This window comes from Paraburkholderia silviterrae (genome assembly GCF_004353915.1).
GTDB classification, from domain to species: Bacteria; Pseudomonadota; Gammaproteobacteria; order Burkholderiales; family Burkholderiaceae; genus Paraburkholderia; species Paraburkholderia silviterrae.
Map to the genome: position 1 here is coordinate 119,600 of NZ_SMRP01000014.1, position 18,681 is coordinate 138,280.

The window sequence follows — 18,681 nt, forward strand, 5'->3', positions numbered from 1 at the left end:
TTTCGAACTCTCTTTCAACTCCGCGGTCTTTCTTTACGGTACGCGTGCGGTCACGCCGCCGCGTCACCATTCTCCTCTTGTCGTTGTTGCTCCGGGGCCATCCTGCCCCGGTTTTTTTTGCCTGCGATATTTGCAGACGTCGAGCCGCACGACCCGCACGCATGGGCTCAACGCAAAGCGCGCGCCCACTTCGCGAATGCACGGCGCATTGGCGTCGATCTCGTCCCCGGCCCAGCTCACGCACGGCCCCCCGCGCTTGCGCGGCGCCTGGCATCCGGACTCGCCGCCTGCCCACCCTGCTAAAATCGTCGTTTCGACCTCCCGCATCACCGGAACCCTCTCACCTATGTCAGCACCCGCCACCGACCTCGTTGCAGCCGGCGCGCCTGCCACGCAAAGTGCCCCCGCCAGCGACCGCCGCCAGATTCTCGTCACGTCTGCTCTGCCCTATGCCAACGGGCAGATCCACATCGGCCATCTGGTCGAGTACATCCAGACGGACATCTGGGTTCGCGCGCTGCGAATGCACGGCCACGAGGTCTATTACGTCGGTGCCGACGACACTCACGGCACGCCCGTCATGCTGCGCGCCGAGAAGGAAGGCCTCACGCCGCAGCAGTTGATCGCGCGCGTCTGGCAGGAGCACAAGCGCGACTTCGACAGCTTCGGCGTGTCGTTCGACAACTACTACTCGACGGATTCCGAAGAGAACCGCGTGCTCTCGGAGTCGGTGTACCTGGCGCTCAAGGAAGCGGACCTCATTGAGACGCGCGACATCGAGCAGGCCTACGACCCGGTCAAGAACATGTTCCTGCCGGACCGCTTCATCAAGGGCGAATGCCCGAAGTGCGGCGCGAAGGACCAGTACGGTGACAGCTGCGAAGTCTGCGGCTCGACCTATGCGCCCACCGACCTGAAGAATCCGTACTCGGTCGTTTCCGGCGCCACGCCCATCCGCAAGACCTCGACGCACTACTTCTTCCGCCTCTCCGACCCGCGCTGCGAGCAGTTCCTGCGCGGCTGGGTAAGCGGCCTCGCGCAACCCGAAGCCACCAACAAGATGCGCGAGTGGCTCGGCGACGCGGGCGAATCCAAGCTCGCCGACTGGGACATCTCGCGCGACGCGCCGTACTTCGGCTTCGAGATCCCGGGCGCGCCCGGCAAGTACTTCTACGTGTGGCTCGACGCGCCCGTGGGTTACTACGCAAGCTTCAAGAACCTGTGCGAGCAGCGCGGGCTCGACTTCGACGCATGGGTCAAGGCCGATTCGAAGACCGAGCAGTATCACTTCATCGGCAAGGACATCCTGTACTTCCACACGCTGTTCTGGCCGGCGATGCTCGAGTTCTCGGGCCATCGCACACCCACCAATGTGTTCGCGCATGGCTTCCTCACGGTGGACGGCGCGAAGATGTCGAAGTCGCGCGGCACCTTCATCACCGCGCAAAGCTATATCGACACGGGCCTGAATCCCGAGTGGCTGCGCTACTACTTCGCGGCCAAGCTCAACAGCTCGATGGAGGACCTCGACCTGAACCTCGAGGACTTCCAGGCGCGCGTGAACAGCGACCTCGTTGGCAAGTACATCAACATCGCGAGCCGCGCGGCGGGCTTCCTCATCAAGCGCTTCGAGGGCCGCGTGCAGGACGGCGCGATGAACCATCCGCTCGTCGAGCAACTGCGCGCCGCCATCCCCGAGATCGCCGCGAACTACGAGGCACGCGAGTACAGCCGCGCGCTGCGTCACACGATGGAGCTCGCCGATGCGGTGAACGTCTACGTCGATACGGCCAAGCCGTGGGAGCTGGCGAAGGATCCGGCCAACGCCGTGGCGCTGCACGAGACCTGCAGCGTGAGCCTCGAAGCGTTCCGCCTGCTTTCGCTCGCTCTGAAGCCGGTGCTGCCCACGCTCGCTGAAGGCGTCGAGCAGTTCTTCGCCATCGCGCCGCTCACGTGGGCCGATGCAGGTACGGCGCTCTCGTCGCAACAGCCGATCAACGCGTACAAGCACCTGATGACGCGCGTCGATCCCAAGCAGGTCGAAGCGCTGCTCGCTGCGAACCGCGATTCGCTGCAAGCGACCGAGGCGCCCGCCGCCGCTGCCGCCGCCGATGCGAGCAAGAAGTCGAAGGCGTCGAAGGAAGCGAAGAAGGCCGAGCCCGAAACACCGGAAGTCATCTCCATCGACGACTTCGCAAAGATCGACCTGCGCGTTGCGCTGATCGTCGATTGCAATATCGTCGAAGGCTCGGACAAGCTGCTGCAACTCACGCTCGACGTGGGCGAAGGCCGCACGCGCAACGTGTTCTCGGGTATCCGCTCGGCGTACAAGCCGGAAGACCTCAAGGGCAAGCTCACGGTGATGGTTGCAAATCTCGCGCCGCGCAAGATGAAGTTCGGGCTCTCGGAAGGGATGGTGCTCGCGGCTTCTTCCGCGGATGAGAAGGCCGAACCGGGCCTCTACATTCTCGAGCCGCATAGCGGCGCGAAGCCGGGGATGCGAGTGCGGTAAGGCAACGCCCTTCGCCTCGATAGCAAGGAACAAGACCCCGCAGGCAGTTACGCTGCGGGGTTTCTTTTTGCCTGGAACGAGCGTATCCGGCGCGCGGAAGGCGGCTTAAAAGGGAACCGGCAGCGCGCGGCCTCGCGTCAACCGACCGGGGGGCGGCACGAGCGCCAGCGTTACTGGTAGCTCATAGTCAAGGTCGCCAATGCCCTGACAATTAGTTATACGTAAAATTCACTGTCGCCGTTGCGGATACGGTGCCAGCCTTCAACGTCCCGAGCCTGTAGAACTGCGCGACGAAAGGAACCGTCATCGCATTAGCACTACCCACCGCGCCGAGACTGATGGCGCTGTTCAGTTTGACAGGCGTGCCGGTCGTCGCGCCCACGCTGCCTGCCTGCAGAATCTGCACGCCCACCTGGGCGGCCGAGCCCGTGTTCTTCAGCACGCTGGGAACCGTGTCCATCGTGCCTGTCACGCTCATCGTCACGCTCGTGCCTGGCGCACAGTTGACAAGTTTCAGATTGAACGCCGTTGGATTGCTCGTGCTGCCGACGGCAGCGAAATCCATGATCGGCGCACGTCCCAGTGGCACCGTCTGATTGGCCGTCGAGCTGTCGATATCGCACGACGGCTGCAGGATCGTGCCGGTGAAGTTCAGGTTCGCGTCTGCCGCGAATACCGGCCCCATCAGGATGGCGACAAGAATGCCCAGCAACAGTTGAAGGCTACGCATGTTCATAGGATCTCTTTTCGGTTTGCGTTCGATATCGGCGGCATTCCTGCATCTCTGGCGTGCCATTGACGGACCAGCCACTCATTGACAGCTCGCATCGGAAAACACCGTCTCGGCCGGCTTGTCCTTCTGCGCCACAGGCATCGAATAGCGCACCTTGCAGCTCTGCCCGATGCCCTCGCCCCACTTCACCGTGAGATCGCCGCCCGCGTCCTTGCTATAGAACATCGCCCGGCTGCCCTGGCTGACCGTGCCGACGTTGTTGCCCTTCGAGTCCAGCACGTCCGCGCCGAACGGCACCGTATCGCCATTCAGGCGCCGCAGGCGCATCACCATCGCGCGGCCGCGATAGTCCGTGTCGAACTTCACGCGCACCACCGCACCCGCCGTCGGGGCGAAGTGCTGCTCCGTGCTCTTGAGCTCGACGCCCATCGGCAGGCCCTTCGTATCGATGTCGACGGAATTCAGCGAGTAAGGCTGCATGCCCGCAATAAGCGCATGCCCCTGCGAATCCACGCGCACGCCCGGCGAAGTCGCCACGCGTGCACCTGCGGCATCTTTCGCCTCGATAACCGCGAACGTGTCGCCGATCTGCGGCGAAAGCGCGACGCCGCCCCGGTAGGCGACGACCGTGCCCGTGAAGCCGGCGCCCGCCTGCGTGTAGCCGTTTCCGTAGCCGGCGTTCGCGCGCATTTGCGTGTACTGGCTGAGGTAGCCCGCGTTCGCATTGATGCTGCCGCCGCTCGAGTTGCCCGACGTGTAGCCGGCCGTGACGCCATAGCTGAACGTGTTGTCGACGCCTGCCGTTCCCGTGACCGTTTCCTGGATCTGGTTGCTGTTGTCGCGCGAATCGTGGGTGTAGCTCGTGTTCGAGTTCGCGATCTTCGACCCGACATCGAGCGGAATGCTCAGGTTCACCATCACGCGGGTGTCCCAGTGCCCGGAATCGATATCGAGCGCGCGCGAAGCCGAAACGCCAACGCCCACGCGGCGGATGTTGGTGTTGTAGCCGACCTGATACGACGTATCGCGGTTCGACTTGTTCCAGTAGTTCTGCGTATAACCGGAAACATAGACCGAACCCCACGAATTCAGGTTCTGGTTGAGCGTGAGTTGAAGCCGGCCCTTCTGGATGCCGTTGTTCGTGGAATCGATGCCGCGCCGCGAGAGGTCGCGCAGATTCATCGCGTCGGTAAGACTCAGGAAGCCGCTCGTGGAATAGCGATAGGCCGCCAGCGTCACGTTGGTGTCCGTGGGCGCGAAGACGCGCGAGTACGAAATGCGCAAGCTCTGCCCGCTGCGGCCCGGCAGGTTTTTCAGATTCGTGTTCGCCTGCGTGATGTCCGCCGCGAAGGCGCCAATCGGCGTGTCGAGCGCCGCGCCCACCGCGCCGGACACGTAATCGTTGGCCACGATCGTGCCGCCATACAGCGTGACGAAATTATTGATGCCGCGCTGCACGCCCGCTTCGAAGACGAACGGGTGACTCTGCTCGGTCGAATTGCGGTACTGGCCAGCCGCCACGCTGTAACGCCAGCGGCCCTCGCGCAGCGCGTTCACCGGCGCGGCATATGGAACCACGGACACCCGCTGGCTGCCGTCGGCCTCGGTCACGACGACCTGAAGGTCGCCGCCATAGCCGGTCGGATAGAGGTCGTTGATCTCGAACGCCCCCGGTGCGACCGTGGTTTCATAGATGATGTTGCCGTTCTGCCGGATCTCGACCTTCGCGTTGGTGTTTGCGATCCCGCGCACCGTGGGCGCGTAGCCGCGCTGCGACTCGGGGTACATGCGGTCGTCCGTGCCGAGCTGCACGCCGCGCACGCCGAAGCTGTCGAATATCGTACCGTCCGTGTACGAATCGCCGAGTGTGAGCTGGCTCTTGATGGGCGTGAACGAGCGCTGCAAGTAGGTCTGCATGCTCTGAAAGTGGGTGCCCGCGCCGGTGGTGGTCGTGACGTTGCCGTTGTAGCGAAAGCGCCAGGCGCCGACGTTGAGGCCGGCCATCATGCCCAGGTAACCCTGTGTGGTCGACAGCCCGCTGCCGTTCGTGTGATAGACGTTGGCGTTGTACTGGAACGTCGCTGCCGGCACGCCGTCGTCCCAGTATTTCGGGTCGACCCAGCCGCGCGCGTTGCGGCTCATCATTGCCTGCGGAATGCTCACGTCGAGCCGCTGCTCGCCCATGTCGAACGTCGCGCTTGCCTGCGGGATCAAGTTGGGCAGCAGCGCAACGGGGCCGCCATTGGCTGCGGCGTCGAGCTGCGCGCGCGCCGCGTCGGACAGGCGGGTGAGGTCGACGCCCGCACGCGTGAGCAGATCGCGGTCGAAGGCAGGTTGTACGTTGTCCTTTTCGCCGCCCACTTCACGCAAGTTGACGTCGGTTACGCCTATCCACACCTCGTTCACGTAGAGCGTCGCGCGATAGGAGCCCGGCAGCGCGACATTGCCCTTGCCGAAGCGGGAAATGTCCATGGTCGCCGCGCTATTGCCGGTCAGGAACTGCGAGTTGAATTCCACGGTCGCCGGCGCCGCAGGTGCGGATGCCAACGCCAATGCTTCAGGCACGACCGGGCCGGCATCGACCGCCGCATACCCGCCTCCCGCCAGCGCGGCATGCGCCGCGGGTGCCTTCTCAGCCGCCGCCCGCGAGCTGGCGTCTGCGCTCATCGAGGCGAGGTCCGCGGGCACGAGCGGCGCACTCGCCACGCCCATCAGGTTCTGAACCGCGACATCATTGGCGGATGGGGACGGCACGGCGCCCTGCGCGTCGGCGGATGTCGCCTGCCCCGGCAGCGCGGCAATCCCGGCGGCCGCAACGCCGTCTGCCATGGCGTGCGAGGCGGTGAACGCGAGCACCACCGCCGCGCCGACCTGGCTCAGGAGAAGAGGATCCGCGTGAGCATGCCTGGCATTGGGTTTTGAATTGCGATTGGTCATATTGAGCCGGAATCGCAGGCAATAGGGGTCCTTGCCGATGCGTCGAGCCATCGGCGCACGGACCCGCTACCTCGCGACGTTCGAATGATTTGTGCACGCGCGCCGGGTTTCACGCCCCGCCCGGCGCCGCTCTGTCCGGCTGATGAAGGATTCGTAGTCCTTCTCAGCGTCAATCTGTTCGGCCTGCGGCCTGGCGCGAGGCCGCGGCGTTATTGCAACGCCGCCTCGTGCTTCATCGGGCCACCGTAGTCGTTCAGCGTCGTGAACGAGACCTTGCCGCCGGCGCCCGGCGCGGCAGAAAGCGGCAGCGCGAGCTGGCCGCCCGGCGCCACCATGCCGCCTTCGTCGAATTTCGGCGCATGCGGGCCCTCGCCCACCTGGGCCTCGATGATCGTGACGTGGTACGGCGTGGGATTCGAAACCAGCAGCGCAGGCTTGCCGTTTTGCACACCCGTATGCCACGTGAGCTTTCCCGGCGCATCGTCGGACTTGCCCTGAAGGCCAGCGGGACGGAAGAAGAATTTCAGGCGCGAGCGGAATGCGAGTTGCACGTAGTTCGGGCCAGCCTGCTCCGCCGAGGGCTTGGGCGGCACCTCGAGCATGTTGAACCACAGGAGGGTTTCGCGATCCTTCGCCATCGGTTCGCCCGTGTAGGCGATGCGGATCGTCTGCGACTTGCCCGGGTCGATGCGCGCAAGCGGCGGTGTCAGCATGAAAGGCAGATCGAGCTTGCTCGGATCGGCTTTCGGGTCGCCCTTGTCCAGCCACACCTGGGTCAGCGCCGGCGACTTGCCGACGTTGGACAGCTTGAGCGTCACTTCGCTATCCCCAGCGTTATAGATCACACGCGTGCCCCCAATGACGACGGACGCCTGCGCCGCGAAGGGCAACATCGAGCCTAAAGCCAGCACGCTCGCGGCAAGTGCGCTGCTGACGAGTTTTCGAAGATTCATGACGCTCAACCAGATAGCTAAAGTGCGGTGACATGGCGCTGCGCACGTTCGCGCGGCACGGCTAGTTGAGACATCGGTACTCATGGTATGGAGTCGATGCCTGCAAGAACAGCTCAGGAAGAAGCAGATGCGGCGCAGGACGGTATGAGCAAAAACAGCCAATTCTTCCGGAGATGTCCTGACGGACGGAAAGCGCGCGGGCGCCCCCGTCCGCACACCCGTGGATTACTGGTAGGCCATCGAGTAGGTGACGTTGGTCGTCACGCTGCCGGCGCTCGCGCCGCCAGTCGGCGAGATGTACTGCGCCGCGTACTGCAGGTTGGCCTTGCCGCTCGCGATCGCGACGGACTGCGAGTTCTGGGCACCATCGCCCTTGCTCACGTCGATGACCTTCATGCCGCCGTTGTAGTCGACCAGCTGGACTTCCACTTTGGTCGCGGTGCCGTTGTTCAGCAGGTTGCCGTCGCTCAGCGTGTTCGCGCCGTATTCCCAGAACGTGTGGACGTTACCCGCGTCCGGCGTGCAGTTCGTCAGGGCGATGTTGAAGCCCGTCGAGCCCGCGACCGAACCTGCTGCGGACAGCTCCGAAGCCGACAGGGTCGGCAGCGTGACCGTGAAGTTGTTGCCTTGACCGTTACCGCTCACGTCGCAGGTGTTGGCAATCAGTTCACCGTTGATGGTCACGATACCGCCGTTGCTCGCGGGTCCAGCAGCGTGAGCCGCCGAAGCAGCAAGCCCCATTGCCGCGACGATCATTGGGAGTGCAATTTTTTTCATAAAAAATAATCCTAAAGAGCCACCGAAGTGACCGACCAGATTGATGAATCAGCGAAAATCACGCTGAACCCGGGCATGACTCAGCCGACGGTGACAACCCCGCACCGGCCGAATTGCTAGTTCCGGCCGCTCAGCTCCCCATTCAAGGGGATCTAAAATTATGAAATCTGACTGCACGAAAAGTTATCAGAACAGTCTTAATTATCCGACCGTAAGAGCAGAATCTTCTTTATCTTTTCTTGGATAAACCTTGGCGCCGCTGTACTTTTCCGAAATGTCTTTGGATATTGAAATTTATTTGACAATTACTCAGCTTCGGAACTCTAATAAAAACCCTTCCTTTAAAATTTCCAGAATTAATCCGCCTACGCAAACAGGATGTCCAATTTGCCGTTGACGTCCCTTGCCGTTTTTCCTTTATCGTGCCTGGTTTATGTTAGTGAAATAGAGCTGGCGTCGACGCCATTCATGGGCGTTTCCGCCTGGCGATAAGCGTTCGCGCGAGAACAGCACGCCGCGCGTAAATCAAGCCTCATATCCATGGCGCCCATGAATAGCCGCCTCACCGCCGGTTCTTTTTTCTTCTCCTTGAAGACGTACAGCGCCGCGATCCTCGCGCTGGGCATGGCCTTCTGACAAGACCTGCCATTTCCTACAGGCCTGCTTTTCGCAGTCCTCTCCAATGGCGGTGCTGCGAATAGGCTCGGACGGTGCGAGCGCTACGCTCGATACGCTGCTCGGCAGCGTCTTCGCAATGTGTCTCGGCATCGCCGTTGCGGTGATCGCCAACATCCTGATCCCGCAATCGTCTGCCGCGGCGCCGACGCGATCGCGTGCGGTTCTTTCGCCTGATCGCCTCGCGCGACGTCTTCGCCCTTGCGCTCTATTTCGTCATGCTCGCCGCCCTGCTGTACGCGTTCGGCGGGTCGACGCTCAGCCCCTTGATTGGCACGCTGCCGGATGCGCACTGGCGCCCGGCGATCAAGACTCGAGAGCCCCATGAGCTGGATTCGTCGAATCGCCCACACTGGCACGATGGCGTGCGCCCGATAGCAACCGACAGCAACCGATAGTGCCGACCACACCGGCCGCTCTGATCGGGCCCGCGAGGCGCGCTAGCCCTCGCCATGCCGCGCGCCTACCGGGTGGGCACTACCACTTGATGCGATCGAAGCGCCGCGTATAGAGAATATCGGCGCCGTAGAACGTGCCGCCATAGGTGGCCACGGACCAGTAGCGCGTCAGATTGAGCGTGATCTTGATCGCGTTCGCGGCCGACTGCAGCCCCTGCTCGTAACCGAGCACGAACCGCTCGTTGATGGCCTTGGAGAGCAGCACGACTTCGGGGTCGGTCAGACCCACCTCGCTGCGCCCGATCGAAATTTCGTCGAGGCCGATGCTCTGCGCGATGCGCTTGCCTTGTGCGCTGCCGAGCAGCGCGAGCGCCGTCGTCATCGCGCTCTGTTGACCGACGTTGTTGCCCTGGTCGGTGCCGTGGCCGAACAGGAGCCACGAAAGCTTGTCGTTATCGGGCACGTTCGGCTCGGAGACGAGCTTGGCCACCGGCGCCTGAACCGTGCCCGTGACCTGCACGCCCGCCTCCACCTGCTGGTTGCGCCGCATCGCGAGAATGTTGATGCCCGGATTGCCGACCGGCCCGTTGAACGTAAAGAAGCCGTTCTCGATCGCGAGCTTGGTGCCGAACGCCGTGTAAGTGGACCCTTCGGTCACGCGCACGTTGCCGTTCGCGCGCAGCGGCACGTCCGGCGCGCTGTTCACGGTAATCGTGCCGGCGAGACCCAGGTCCGCGCCCTGCCCGCGGAAGCGGAAGTCGCGCCCGAGGTTGATGGCAACGTTCGCGCGGGGCGCGAAGCGCGGCGCGGGCTTCTTCGACGCAGTCTCCTCGATGGGCGGTGGCATGCCGCCGGTCGTCGTGCCGTCGGGGCGCACGATCACGACGTCGTTGCCGAGCGCGGGCGCGGCCGACTCGGGCATGTCGAAGCGCGCGCGATCTACGGTGAACTTGCCGTCGATCTGCATGCCGCCCAGATGCCCGCCATTGGCGATGCTCGCGCTGCCCGAAAGTGACAACTTGCGGTCGGGCGAAGCAAACAGCTCGAGCTTGTCCGCGATGATGCTCGCGGTAAGATCGGGCTCGTCGTTGTCGAGGCGCACGCGGCCCGTAGCGCGCAGCGTGCCGCTCGTCGCGCCATGGAACTCGACCTGCTGGAAATCGACGAGATTTTTTGAAAGCGCGATGCGGATCGTGCCGTCCTTCAGCTCCATGCCCTGGTCGACCACCGTCGCGGAAATGCCGTCGCCAATGAGCGAGCCCGTTAGGTTCGGCTTGGCCAGCGTGCCGCCCAGCGCGAGCTGCAGCGCGAGATGGCCATCGAGCAGGTAGGTCGGGCCCAGCAGGCCGCCGGTGGTCTTCAGCGAAGGCACGTTCGCCTTGATCGTGCCGCCGAGCGGCGCTTCTTCCGCCACCGTGAGCATGCCGCCGCGCGCCACGAGCGTCGTGTTCGTGTCGATGTCGAGCGTGCCGATGCGGCTTGCCTGCGCATGCGCTGTGAGCGTGAGGCGATTGCCGCCGCTGAAAGCCGCGCGCGCATTGAGATCGCCGATGCCGAGCGAGGCGAGACCGCGCCCGATCTCGGTCGTGATGTCGCCCGAGCGGCGCTTCACCTGCACATAGCCGCTCGCGCTCTGGCCGATCGAGAAGTCCCAGTCGCCATCGAAGATCAGATCGGTTTTGAGCGTGGACGGCACGCCTGTGAACTGCTGGCGCAATTGCATGATGCGCGCGACCGAGACGTTCGTGAGCGCGCCCGCCGAGCGGATGCGGCCGTGGTCGAGGTCGAACGACTTCAGGTCGAGCGAGGCGCCCACGGCTGCGATGCGCGTCGCGCCGAGCGTGAGCTTGCCCGGCCCCGCGCTCACCGTCACCGGCGCCTCCAGCTTCACGCCAGGCACGCCGCGGTTCTCGAGCTGCGTCACCGTGCCGTCCCAGCCTGTGCCTTCGCGCGTATCCGAGAGCTTGCCGTTGGCCGCCACCGCGAAATCGATCGGCTGGCCTTGTACCCTGCCCTTCGCGCTCGCGGTGAGCGTGTGCTTCGCGCGCGTGCCAGAAAGGCGCGCGCTCAAGGTCGTGATGTCGACGCCCGCCACGGCGACACCGCTCGCGTCGGCGCTGAACGCGAGCGCGCCGTTCGCGCCGTCGCGCGCCTCGGCCCGGCCCTCGGCGTGGCCGACGCGGTTCTCGCCGAACACCACGTTCTCGGCCTTGTAGTCGAGCGCCACGTCGGGATGCGCGAAGGTGCCGGTCAGGTCGCCGCTCGCCGCGAGCTGGCCCGCGACGCCGAAGCCGAGCCGGTCGAGCTGCGGTGCGTCCACGCGAAAGCGCAGGCGGTCGCCGCTTGCGCCAAAGCTGCCTTGCAAGTCAACGGTATTGCCCGCGACCGAAAGATTCGCGTGGCTCGGCAGGATGCGCGAGCCCGCCAGCTGGACGAGGCCCTGGCCGGTGAGCGGGAGGTCGTCGTAGACACTCGGGCCGAGCTTGAACTCGGCCTTCGTCGTCACGGTGGGCGCGAGCATGCCGCTCGCGTCGAGCGTGCCGTTCACGCGTGCCGTGATGCGGCGCGTTGGGCCTTTCTGCGCGGCCTGGCGTGCCGTCGTTTGCGGCGTCGCGCGTGGTGCCGCGGTTTGCGTGGTATTGCGCGCAACGTTCTGCGCTTGCGCCTGCTCGCTCGTCTGCGCAGGATTGAGCGCGGGGTTCATCGCGGGATTGAGCGCGAGGTTGCGTTGCGGATTCAGCGCATTGTTTTCCGCGGCGCGCTGCGCCTCGGTGGGCGCCGCGGGCCTGGCCGCGGGTTTGACCGCCTTGCGGGCCGCGCCCTTTTGCACAGGGACCTGCGGCGCCAGCGAGAGCGGATCGAAATTGGTCAGCACCGCCTTGAGCGTGTACGAGGAATGGGCGTCGTGCTTGAGCGCGCCCGTGATGTCGAGATGCCCGGCCCCCGAGCTCAGACGCACGTCGTTGAAAGCAAGGCGCGCGGGATCCTGCGTCACCTTGCCCTGCAGACGCAGCGCGGCCTTCGGATCGGCGAGATCGAGCGCGACGCTCTGCACGTCGCCGGCCAGATGCACCGTGATCGGGCCCGCCAGCTGGGTCGGGAGCACGCTCGCTTCGAGTGCGTTCAGATCGAGGGCCGCCACCTTGAGGTCGAAGCGGCCGTTACGCCCGCTCAGCACGCCGCTACCCGTCACTGTCGCGTTCTTCACGAGCCGCACGTTCAGGTTCGAGAGGCGTTGCGTATGCGCATCGAGCACGACGTCCGTGCGCGCCTCGATGAGCGGCAGCAAGTGCGCGTCGATAGCCCCCGGCTTCGCGTTGACGATCGACACCTTGCCCGCGACCGTAAAGCCCGCCGCATTGGGATTCTCGTGGCCGGGCGCGACGCCGGCTGCACCCGAAGCGAGGGCGGTGGCGGAAGCCGGTGCGGCAGCCGACGCCCCAGCGGACACCCCGGCCGAAGCGTTGCGCGCGTGCGCCGCGGACGCGCCCCGCGACCGCGCTGCCGATGACCCTGCCGATGCCGCCACCGATCCCGCCGCCGAGGCGCCAAGAGTACCGGACGCCGTTGCCGATCCAACCGCCGATGCGCCACGCGCACCGGGCGCCGCTGCCAACGCCGCCGCCTCGGGCACGAACGGCTTGACCGGGTCCTGCGACGGCTCCAGGTCGGCGCGCAGGGCCAAGTCGGCGAACGGCGCGCCCGGCGCGAACGCCTGCGGGTTCACGTGATCGAAAGCGAGCGTCGCGCGCTTGAGCGGCACAGCCGCGAACGGCGCCGCCTCGACATGCGCCTGCCCCGCCAGCTTCATGCCGCTCGCCGCGACGTCGGCGGTCAGCGCCTCGAGCGACCCGCCGAGGCGTGCGTTCACCTGCACCGCCTCGTTGTTCACCTTGCCCGCATAGCCAAGCTCGCCCGTGAGTGCGAACGGCCGCACGCCGTCGAGCTTCGCGCTCGCGCTCACCGCGCCGTACGGTGTGTCGAGCTGCTCGACGGCCGCCTCGTGATGGCGCCCGTCGCTGCGGCCGTGGAATGAGAAATTCGAGAACTCGGTGGTCGAGGCGCCCTCGTGCAGCGTGAGCTTCGTCACGCGCAGATCGCGGATCTCGAGCGCGAGCGGCAGCCGCAGGTCGCCCGGCAGCGTCAGCGGCGACGATGGCTCGGTGGACGGCACGATGCGCGCATCGACGTTGCCCACATGCAGATAGTCGAGCACGAAGCGCCAGGGCCGCTTCTCGTGGATCTCCAGCGCCCACTGGCTGCTCACGCGGTCGACCGCGAAGGTCGTGCCGTCCGTGCCACGCCAGCGCACGTCGCGCAGGCGCAGGCCCGTCGCGATCGTGCCGCCGTCGAGCGTGCCCGCGAGTTGGCCGCCCAACACCTTCACCGCTGCGCGCCAAACCCAGGCCGTGCCGCGCTCGGTGGTCGCCGCGCCGTACAGGAGCCCCGCCAGCAGCGAGACGATCAGCACCGGCGCCACAACCGCCCACGCGAGCGACTTCCACAGCCGGCGCCGGCGGCGCGGCGGCGGTGCGTCCGGCTCGCCGCCAACACCCGACGGCGGCGCGCCAGCGCCATGCGCTCCATTTGCTCCATTCGCGTCGTCACCGCCGGGCGGCGGCGCGCCGCCGCCATCCGAAGGCGCGGCAAGCGTCACCGCAGGCACGAGCCAGCCCAAGCAACGCAAGCGTTCATGCGCGCTCATGCGGCGCCCCCTGCGGCAGCGAGCCCTTTAGCCGTGCGTCCTGCGGCGGCACGCCCTCCGGCGGCGCGCTCCCCGGCGGTGCGCCCTGGGGCGAGCGGCAGCATCGAAGCGGCACGGAGCGTGGCAGGCGTCATCATCAGAATGCGATTCCGAGAGTCACGTAGGGCCGCACTCTGCGGTCGCGAAAACCGTACGCGAGGTCGAGATTGACCGGACCGACAGGGCTACGCCAGCGCGCGCCGAAGCCCGCGCCCGGATAGAAGACCTTTTCTCCCCAGGTGTCGGTGGCGGTGCCGACATCGAAGAAGACCGCGCCGCCCCAGTCGCGATTGAACCAGTGCTGATATTCGCCCGACCCGGTCACGAGGTACTTGGTCGGCAAAATCGAGCCGTCGACGTTGTTGCCGATGCTCTGGAAGGAATAGCCGCGCACCGAGTTCGAGCCGCCCGCGCGGAACAGCAGCGAGGCTGGCACGTCCGAGGAACTGCTCGACGTGAATACGCCCCCCATCTCGGCGCGAAACAGCACGATGTCGTCGCGGCCGATCGGCAGATACTGCTGGCCGCGCATGTAGCCGCGCACGAAGTTGGCATCGGAGCCCGCGCCCTTCACGCCGAAGCCCGCCTCCACGCGCACGAGGTTGCCCGAGCGCGGAAAGAGCGGATCGTCGACGTTGCGGCGCGTCCACGACCATTGAGGCACCAGCGCACGGGCCATGGTGGGCGGCCCGGCATTCTGGTAAAGGCGGTCCTGGTAGTAGAGCAGCGAGTACGCGTAGTCGATGTTCTGCGAGGTGCGCGTGCGCTGCACGCCCGCGCGCAGGCTGTAGATCGTGGTGTCCGAGACGTCGGTCGTCGTGTACGACGCCAGCACGCTGTTGGTCCACGCACGCGGGCCCGGCGGCATCGACAGTTGTATCTGGCCGTATTTCTGGATCTTGTCGAGCCGCCCCGAGAGCTGGAGCGGCCATGCCGAGCCAAAGGTGTTCAGATACGTGTACGAGCCCTGGATATGCGGACCGGTATCGGTCGAGTAGCCCACGCCGCCGCGGAAGTTGTTGTACGGATACTCGCTCACCTTCACGTGCAGCGGCGTCTGCTCGGGCTTTTGCGTGTTGTCGTCCACGTCGATGGCCACGCTCGCGTAGTACGGCGTGTTCTGGACCTGGCGCTGCAGCTCGGTCACACGGTTGACATCGTAGATTTCGCCGGGCGAGATCGGGTTCACGTTGTCGATGGTTTTCTGCGGATAACGCCGCGTGCCCGAGACGTCGATCTGCCCCATCGTGAAGGTCGGGCCGCTGTCAAATGTCACGGAAAGCTTCGCATCATGCTTGAGCGGATCGACGCGCGCCTCGGAATGCACGATCTTCGCGCCCAGGTAGCGCCGCGCCTGCAGCGCCCTGAGCGCCGCGCTCTTGGCGCCGTCCCAGCCCGACTGCGTGAAGGCTTCGCCTTCGTGCAGCGAGAACGCGAAACGCGTGGCATTTTCCTGCGCGGGGTCCTCGGTCTGCACGGGGCCGGTAAACGTGAGCGTCACCGCCGAGATCTGCGTGCGCGGGCCCGCGTCGACATATACGGTCACGGCGCGCTTGCCGTTCGCGCCTGTGCGCACGTCGGTGCGCACGACCGGCGTGAAATATCCGTCCGTGGAGGCCAGGTCGCGCACCTGCTGCGGCGTGGCGGTCACGAGAAAGTCGAACTGGTCGTCGCTGACGCCGGGCCGCGTGGAGAAGCGCGCGAGGTCGAGATGCGCTTCTAGCAGCTTGCGCAACTCGCGCGGCGAGGTCTGGATGTCGACGTCGTAGTACGTGCGCTTGTGCGACCAGGGCAGCAGGCTGGCGAGATCGGCGCGCGCGGGCGCCGCGGTCACCAAACTGGCCATGAGGCCTGCGGCAAGCCATGCGGCCAAGCGCAGGGAGAAGCCAGCGGAAGAGCAGGCTGAAAAGCGGGCCGAGAAGCTGGCGGAGAAGCAAGCCGAGAAGCAAGCCGAAAAGCGGATCAAAAAGCCGACTGCGGGGTGCCCCCCCTCAGCGGGCCCGCCGTTGGCGCGCTGCGTGGCGGCGTGAGCACGCCGCGTCACCCGTGACGGATGCCGCTTCGCACGCAACGCTTCGATCACCCATCCCGCCAAACAAGACCTCCAGCCGTCGTTCTTTTGCCCATTGCATACGTTTGCGCAGGCGCCTCTTGCCGCGGCGCGGGCGCAAACGCGTTATTTCACCACAACAACGCTCGAAAACCCCAGGACGCGGCGCAAAAAGGGCCGCAAGGAGCGCCTCATCAAGCTGCGTTGCCGCCTGGTACGACGCACAAGCACCGGTTTCACCCAGCTGCCGCTTGCCGGACACCGCTCCCCGGCCGGCGCGCACCAAGCCCGTCCGGGGCGTGCCGGGCGAGCGCCGATGCGGCCCCCGCCCGCGCACGGAGCGAGCGCCTTGCATGCACTGTCCGCCTGGATGTTCCGCGCCCGGCGCTTGCGGTAAAATTGCCGCCGACACGCATCGAGGCGGCCTGTCAGACACCGCCGCCTCACCGCACCTACGCGCACTTTTATGTGCACCTATGCGCAGCACTCGCGACGGACGTTAGCCATGTATCAGTCGGAAATCACGCAGTTCCTGAACCAGCTCAAAGAGCAGAAGCCGTATCTCGATGAGCAGCAGCGCAAGGGCCGCGCGCTCCTGTGGGACAAGCAGCCGGTCGACCTCGACGAGCGCGAGCGCCAGCAGGCCTCGCGCGTCAAGCAAACGTCGTACGTCTACTACCAGAACTTCTGATGGCCGAGGCCGACGGGGCCGACATGGCTAACGAGGCCGAAGGACGGCCCGACGCACGTCATGCCCCCCCGGCCGGCGCGGCGGCGGGCCATGCTCCAGCAGGCCCGGCCGGCCAGATGGCCAGCGCGGGTGAAGCGCTCGCCGCGCCCGCCACGGATTCGACGCCCGACACGGTTGACGGCGTCGCGTTTGCACGCCTGTACGGCGAGCCGCTCTTCAAGCTCCCGCAAGACCTCTACATCCCGCCCGACGCGCTCGAAGTCTTCCTCGAGACGTTCGAAGGCCCGCTCGATCTGCTGCTCTACCTGATCCGCAAGCAGAACTTCAACGTGCTCGACATTCCGATGGCGGACGTCACGGTGCAATACCTCGGCTATGTCGAGCAACTGCGCAAGACCAACCTCGAACTCGCCGCGGAATATCTGCTGATGGCCGCCATGCTCATCGAGATCAAGTCGCGCATGCTGCTGCCGGTCAAGAAGTCCGACACCGGCGAGGAAGCCGAAGACCCGCGCGCCGAGCTCGTGCGGCGCCTGCTCGAATACGAGCAGATGAAGCTCGCCGCGCAGCGCATCGACCGCCTGCCGCAGCTCGGCCGCGACTTCATGCGCGCCGAGGTCTATATCGAGCAGAGCATCACGCCGCGCTTTCCCGACGTGGACAGCTGCGACCTGCGCGCCGCATGGGCCGACGTCATCAAGCGCGCGAAGCTGGTGCAGCATCACAAGATCTCGCGCGAGGAGCTCTCGGTGCGCGAGCACATGAGCGTGATCCTGCGCAAGCTCCAGGGCGCGCGCTTCATGGAGTTCTCCGAGCTCTTCGACGTCACGCGCGGCGTGCCCGTCGTGGTCGTGAACTTCATCGCCATGCTCGAGCTCGCGCGCGAATCGCTCATCGAGATCACCCAGGCCGAGCCGTTCGCGCCGGTCTACGTGCGCCTCGCCTATCTGCCTGCCTGAGCCGCACTCGCCCATCGAGATTTGAAATCGCCACCGGCACGACGTCGTGCCGGTGGCGATTTCCTTTGGGCTTCGTGTCCGCGCGCGCGGCTTTGAGTTCGGACAAGAACGATGCGCGCCGCGCCGATGTTGAGATGTGTTTCCAAAGCGGAAGCCATAGACTGGCCCGCTTTACCGGCTATCGCCATGACGAGCGCTTACGGCTCGGTCACTTCAGCGCTAGCGGCTCGAAACCACCAACAATTTCATATGCACGGTCAGAAATTCATCCGTTCTCAGGGGCGCCGGAAACCAGGGGGATTCACCGCCATCGCGGCTCGATTGGTTGTGAGCGCAGCGATCTGCTTCTCGTGCACGCTCGCCCTGGCGCAATCGGCGGCCGACGATGCCAACAAGAGCAATAACCCGCTCAGCCTCGCGACCTCGCTGAACTTGCAGAACTACTTCACGCCGAGCCTCTTCGGCAGTAACGACCACACCAACGATTTCCTCTTGCGCTCGGCGATCCCGATCGCACCGAATGCGCTCATTGCGGCGCCGGAGATCTTTCGCGTGACCGTGCCCGTGAGCACGCGTCCGGGCAGCACGGGCGGTTACACGACGGGACTGGGCGACCTCAATCTGTTCGACATCTTCCTGCTGCACGGGGGCGCGATCGACATTGGCGCAGGGCCCCTGATCACGGCTCCGACGGCGACCGACCGCTCGCTCGGCACCGGCAAATGGCAGGCGGGCCTCGCGGCAGTCGCCATCAACGTCGACAGGCAGCGGCTGCTGGGCGCGCTGATTCAGTGGCAGCACTCGTTCGCCGGCCAGAGCGACCGGCCCGACGTGCAGACGCTCACCGCCCAGCCGGTCGTCATCTGGAATCTGCCCCAAGGCTGGTACGTGCGCTCGACCGGCACCTGGACGTTCGACTTGCAGCACGGGGGCTACTACATCCCGGTGGGGCTCGGCGCGGGCAAGACATGGAAAGCCCGCTCCACCATCTACAACGTGTTCGTCGAGCCCCAGTATTCCGTCGCGCACGCGGGCAACGCGCCACGATGGCAAATATTCGCCGGCTTGAACATGACCCTCGGCAAGTAGGCGCCGCGCGAAACCGGCGCCAGCCCCGCGCCCCGGAGCCGCAGCGCCCGAAGCATCGCTCGCGGCGCCATGACCCTCTTTTCCACGCCGTGGCGGCCGGGCAGCGCGATCCAGCCCTATACAGGCTCCCCTCGCGCGAGGCCAGGATAATCCCCCATCCGAA

At 65.6% G+C, this 18,681-nt stretch carries 11 protein-coding genes; 5 read left to right on the top strand and 6 right to left on the bottom strand.

The window, feature by feature from the left end:
• The first annotated feature begins 346 nt into the window (after positions 1-346).
• The gene (metG, locus tag EYW47_RS24865) at positions 347-2,512 is read left to right on the top strand and encodes a methionine--tRNA ligase (protein ID WP_133197498.1); all 2,166 of its coding nucleotides are present in this window, start codon (positions 347-349) and stop codon (positions 2,510-2,512) included.
• Positions 2,513-2,723: 211 nt separating this feature from the next.
• On the opposite strand, the gene EYW47_RS24870 is transcribed toward metG, so the two are convergent.
• From EYW47_RS24870 to EYW47_RS24885, 4 genes are all read right to left on the bottom strand, one after another.
• On the bottom strand, positions 2,724-3,248 hold the full coding sequence (locus EYW47_RS24870; protein ID WP_240763902.1) for a fimbrial protein: 525 nt from the start codon (positions 3,246-3,248) through the stop codon (positions 2,724-2,726).
• A 75-nt stretch (positions 3,249-3,323) separates the two neighbouring features.
• Positions 3,324-6,233 (bottom strand): fimbria/pilus outer membrane usher protein, encoded by a 2,910-nt coding sequence (locus EYW47_RS24875; RefSeq protein ID WP_240763903.1) that lies wholly within the window; start codon positions 6,231-6,233, stop codon positions 3,324-3,326.
• A 158-nt stretch (positions 6,234-6,391) separates the two neighbouring features.
• Positions 6,392-7,135 carry a fimbrial biogenesis chaperone gene (locus tag EYW47_RS24880; RefSeq protein ID WP_133197499.1) on the bottom strand — a complete coding sequence of 248 codons (744 nt, stop codon included), beginning with the start codon at positions 7,133-7,135 and terminating at the stop codon, positions 6,392-6,394.
• Between the two features lie 225 nt (positions 7,136-7,360).
• A complete protein-coding gene (locus EYW47_RS24885; protein ID WP_133197500.1) occupies positions 7,361-7,912 on the bottom strand; it encodes a fimbrial protein in 552 nt (183 codons plus the stop codon).
• A gap of 833 nt (positions 7,913-8,745) precedes the next feature.
• Here EYW47_RS24885 and EYW47_RS24890 point away from each other — a divergent pair.
• Positions 8,746-8,985 carry a hypothetical protein gene (locus tag EYW47_RS24890; protein ID WP_133197501.1) on the top strand — a complete coding sequence of 80 codons (240 nt, stop codon included), beginning with the start codon at positions 8,746-8,748 and terminating at the stop codon, positions 8,983-8,985.
• A 79-nt stretch (positions 8,986-9,064) separates the two neighbouring features.
• On the opposite strand, the gene EYW47_RS24895 is transcribed toward EYW47_RS24890, so the two are convergent.
• Complete coding sequence (locus tag EYW47_RS24895) at positions 9,065-13,690, bottom strand: translocation/assembly module TamB domain-containing protein (RefSeq protein WP_133197502.1); 4,626 nt, start codon at positions 13,688-13,690, stop codon at positions 9,065-9,067.
• Positions 13,691-13,826: 136 nt separating this feature from the next.
• Positions 13,827-15,575, bottom strand: coding sequence for an autotransporter assembly complex protein TamA (locus tag EYW47_RS24900; RefSeq protein WP_133197503.1), 1,749 nt, complete (start codon positions 15,573-15,575; stop codon positions 13,827-13,829).
• Between the two features lie 709 nt (positions 15,576-16,284).
• Between EYW47_RS24900 and EYW47_RS24905 the strand changes: the two genes are divergently transcribed.
• From EYW47_RS24905 to EYW47_RS24915, 3 genes are all read left to right on the top strand, one after another.
• Positions 16,285-16,470 (top strand): DUF3460 family protein, encoded by a 186-nt coding sequence (locus EYW47_RS24905; RefSeq protein ID WP_133197504.1) that lies wholly within the window; start codon positions 16,285-16,287, stop codon positions 16,468-16,470.
• A 116-nt stretch (positions 16,471-16,586) separates the two neighbouring features.
• Positions 16,587-17,429, top strand: coding sequence for a segregation and condensation protein A (locus EYW47_RS24910; protein ID WP_133197505.1), 843 nt, complete (start codon positions 16,587-16,589; stop codon positions 17,427-17,429).
• A 327-nt stretch (positions 17,430-17,756) separates the two neighbouring features.
• Entirely contained in the window at positions 17,757-18,518 is a 762-nt protein-coding gene (locus tag EYW47_RS24915; protein ID WP_240763904.1) for a hypothetical protein, read from the top strand.
• Positions 18,519-18,681: the final 163 nt, after the last annotated feature.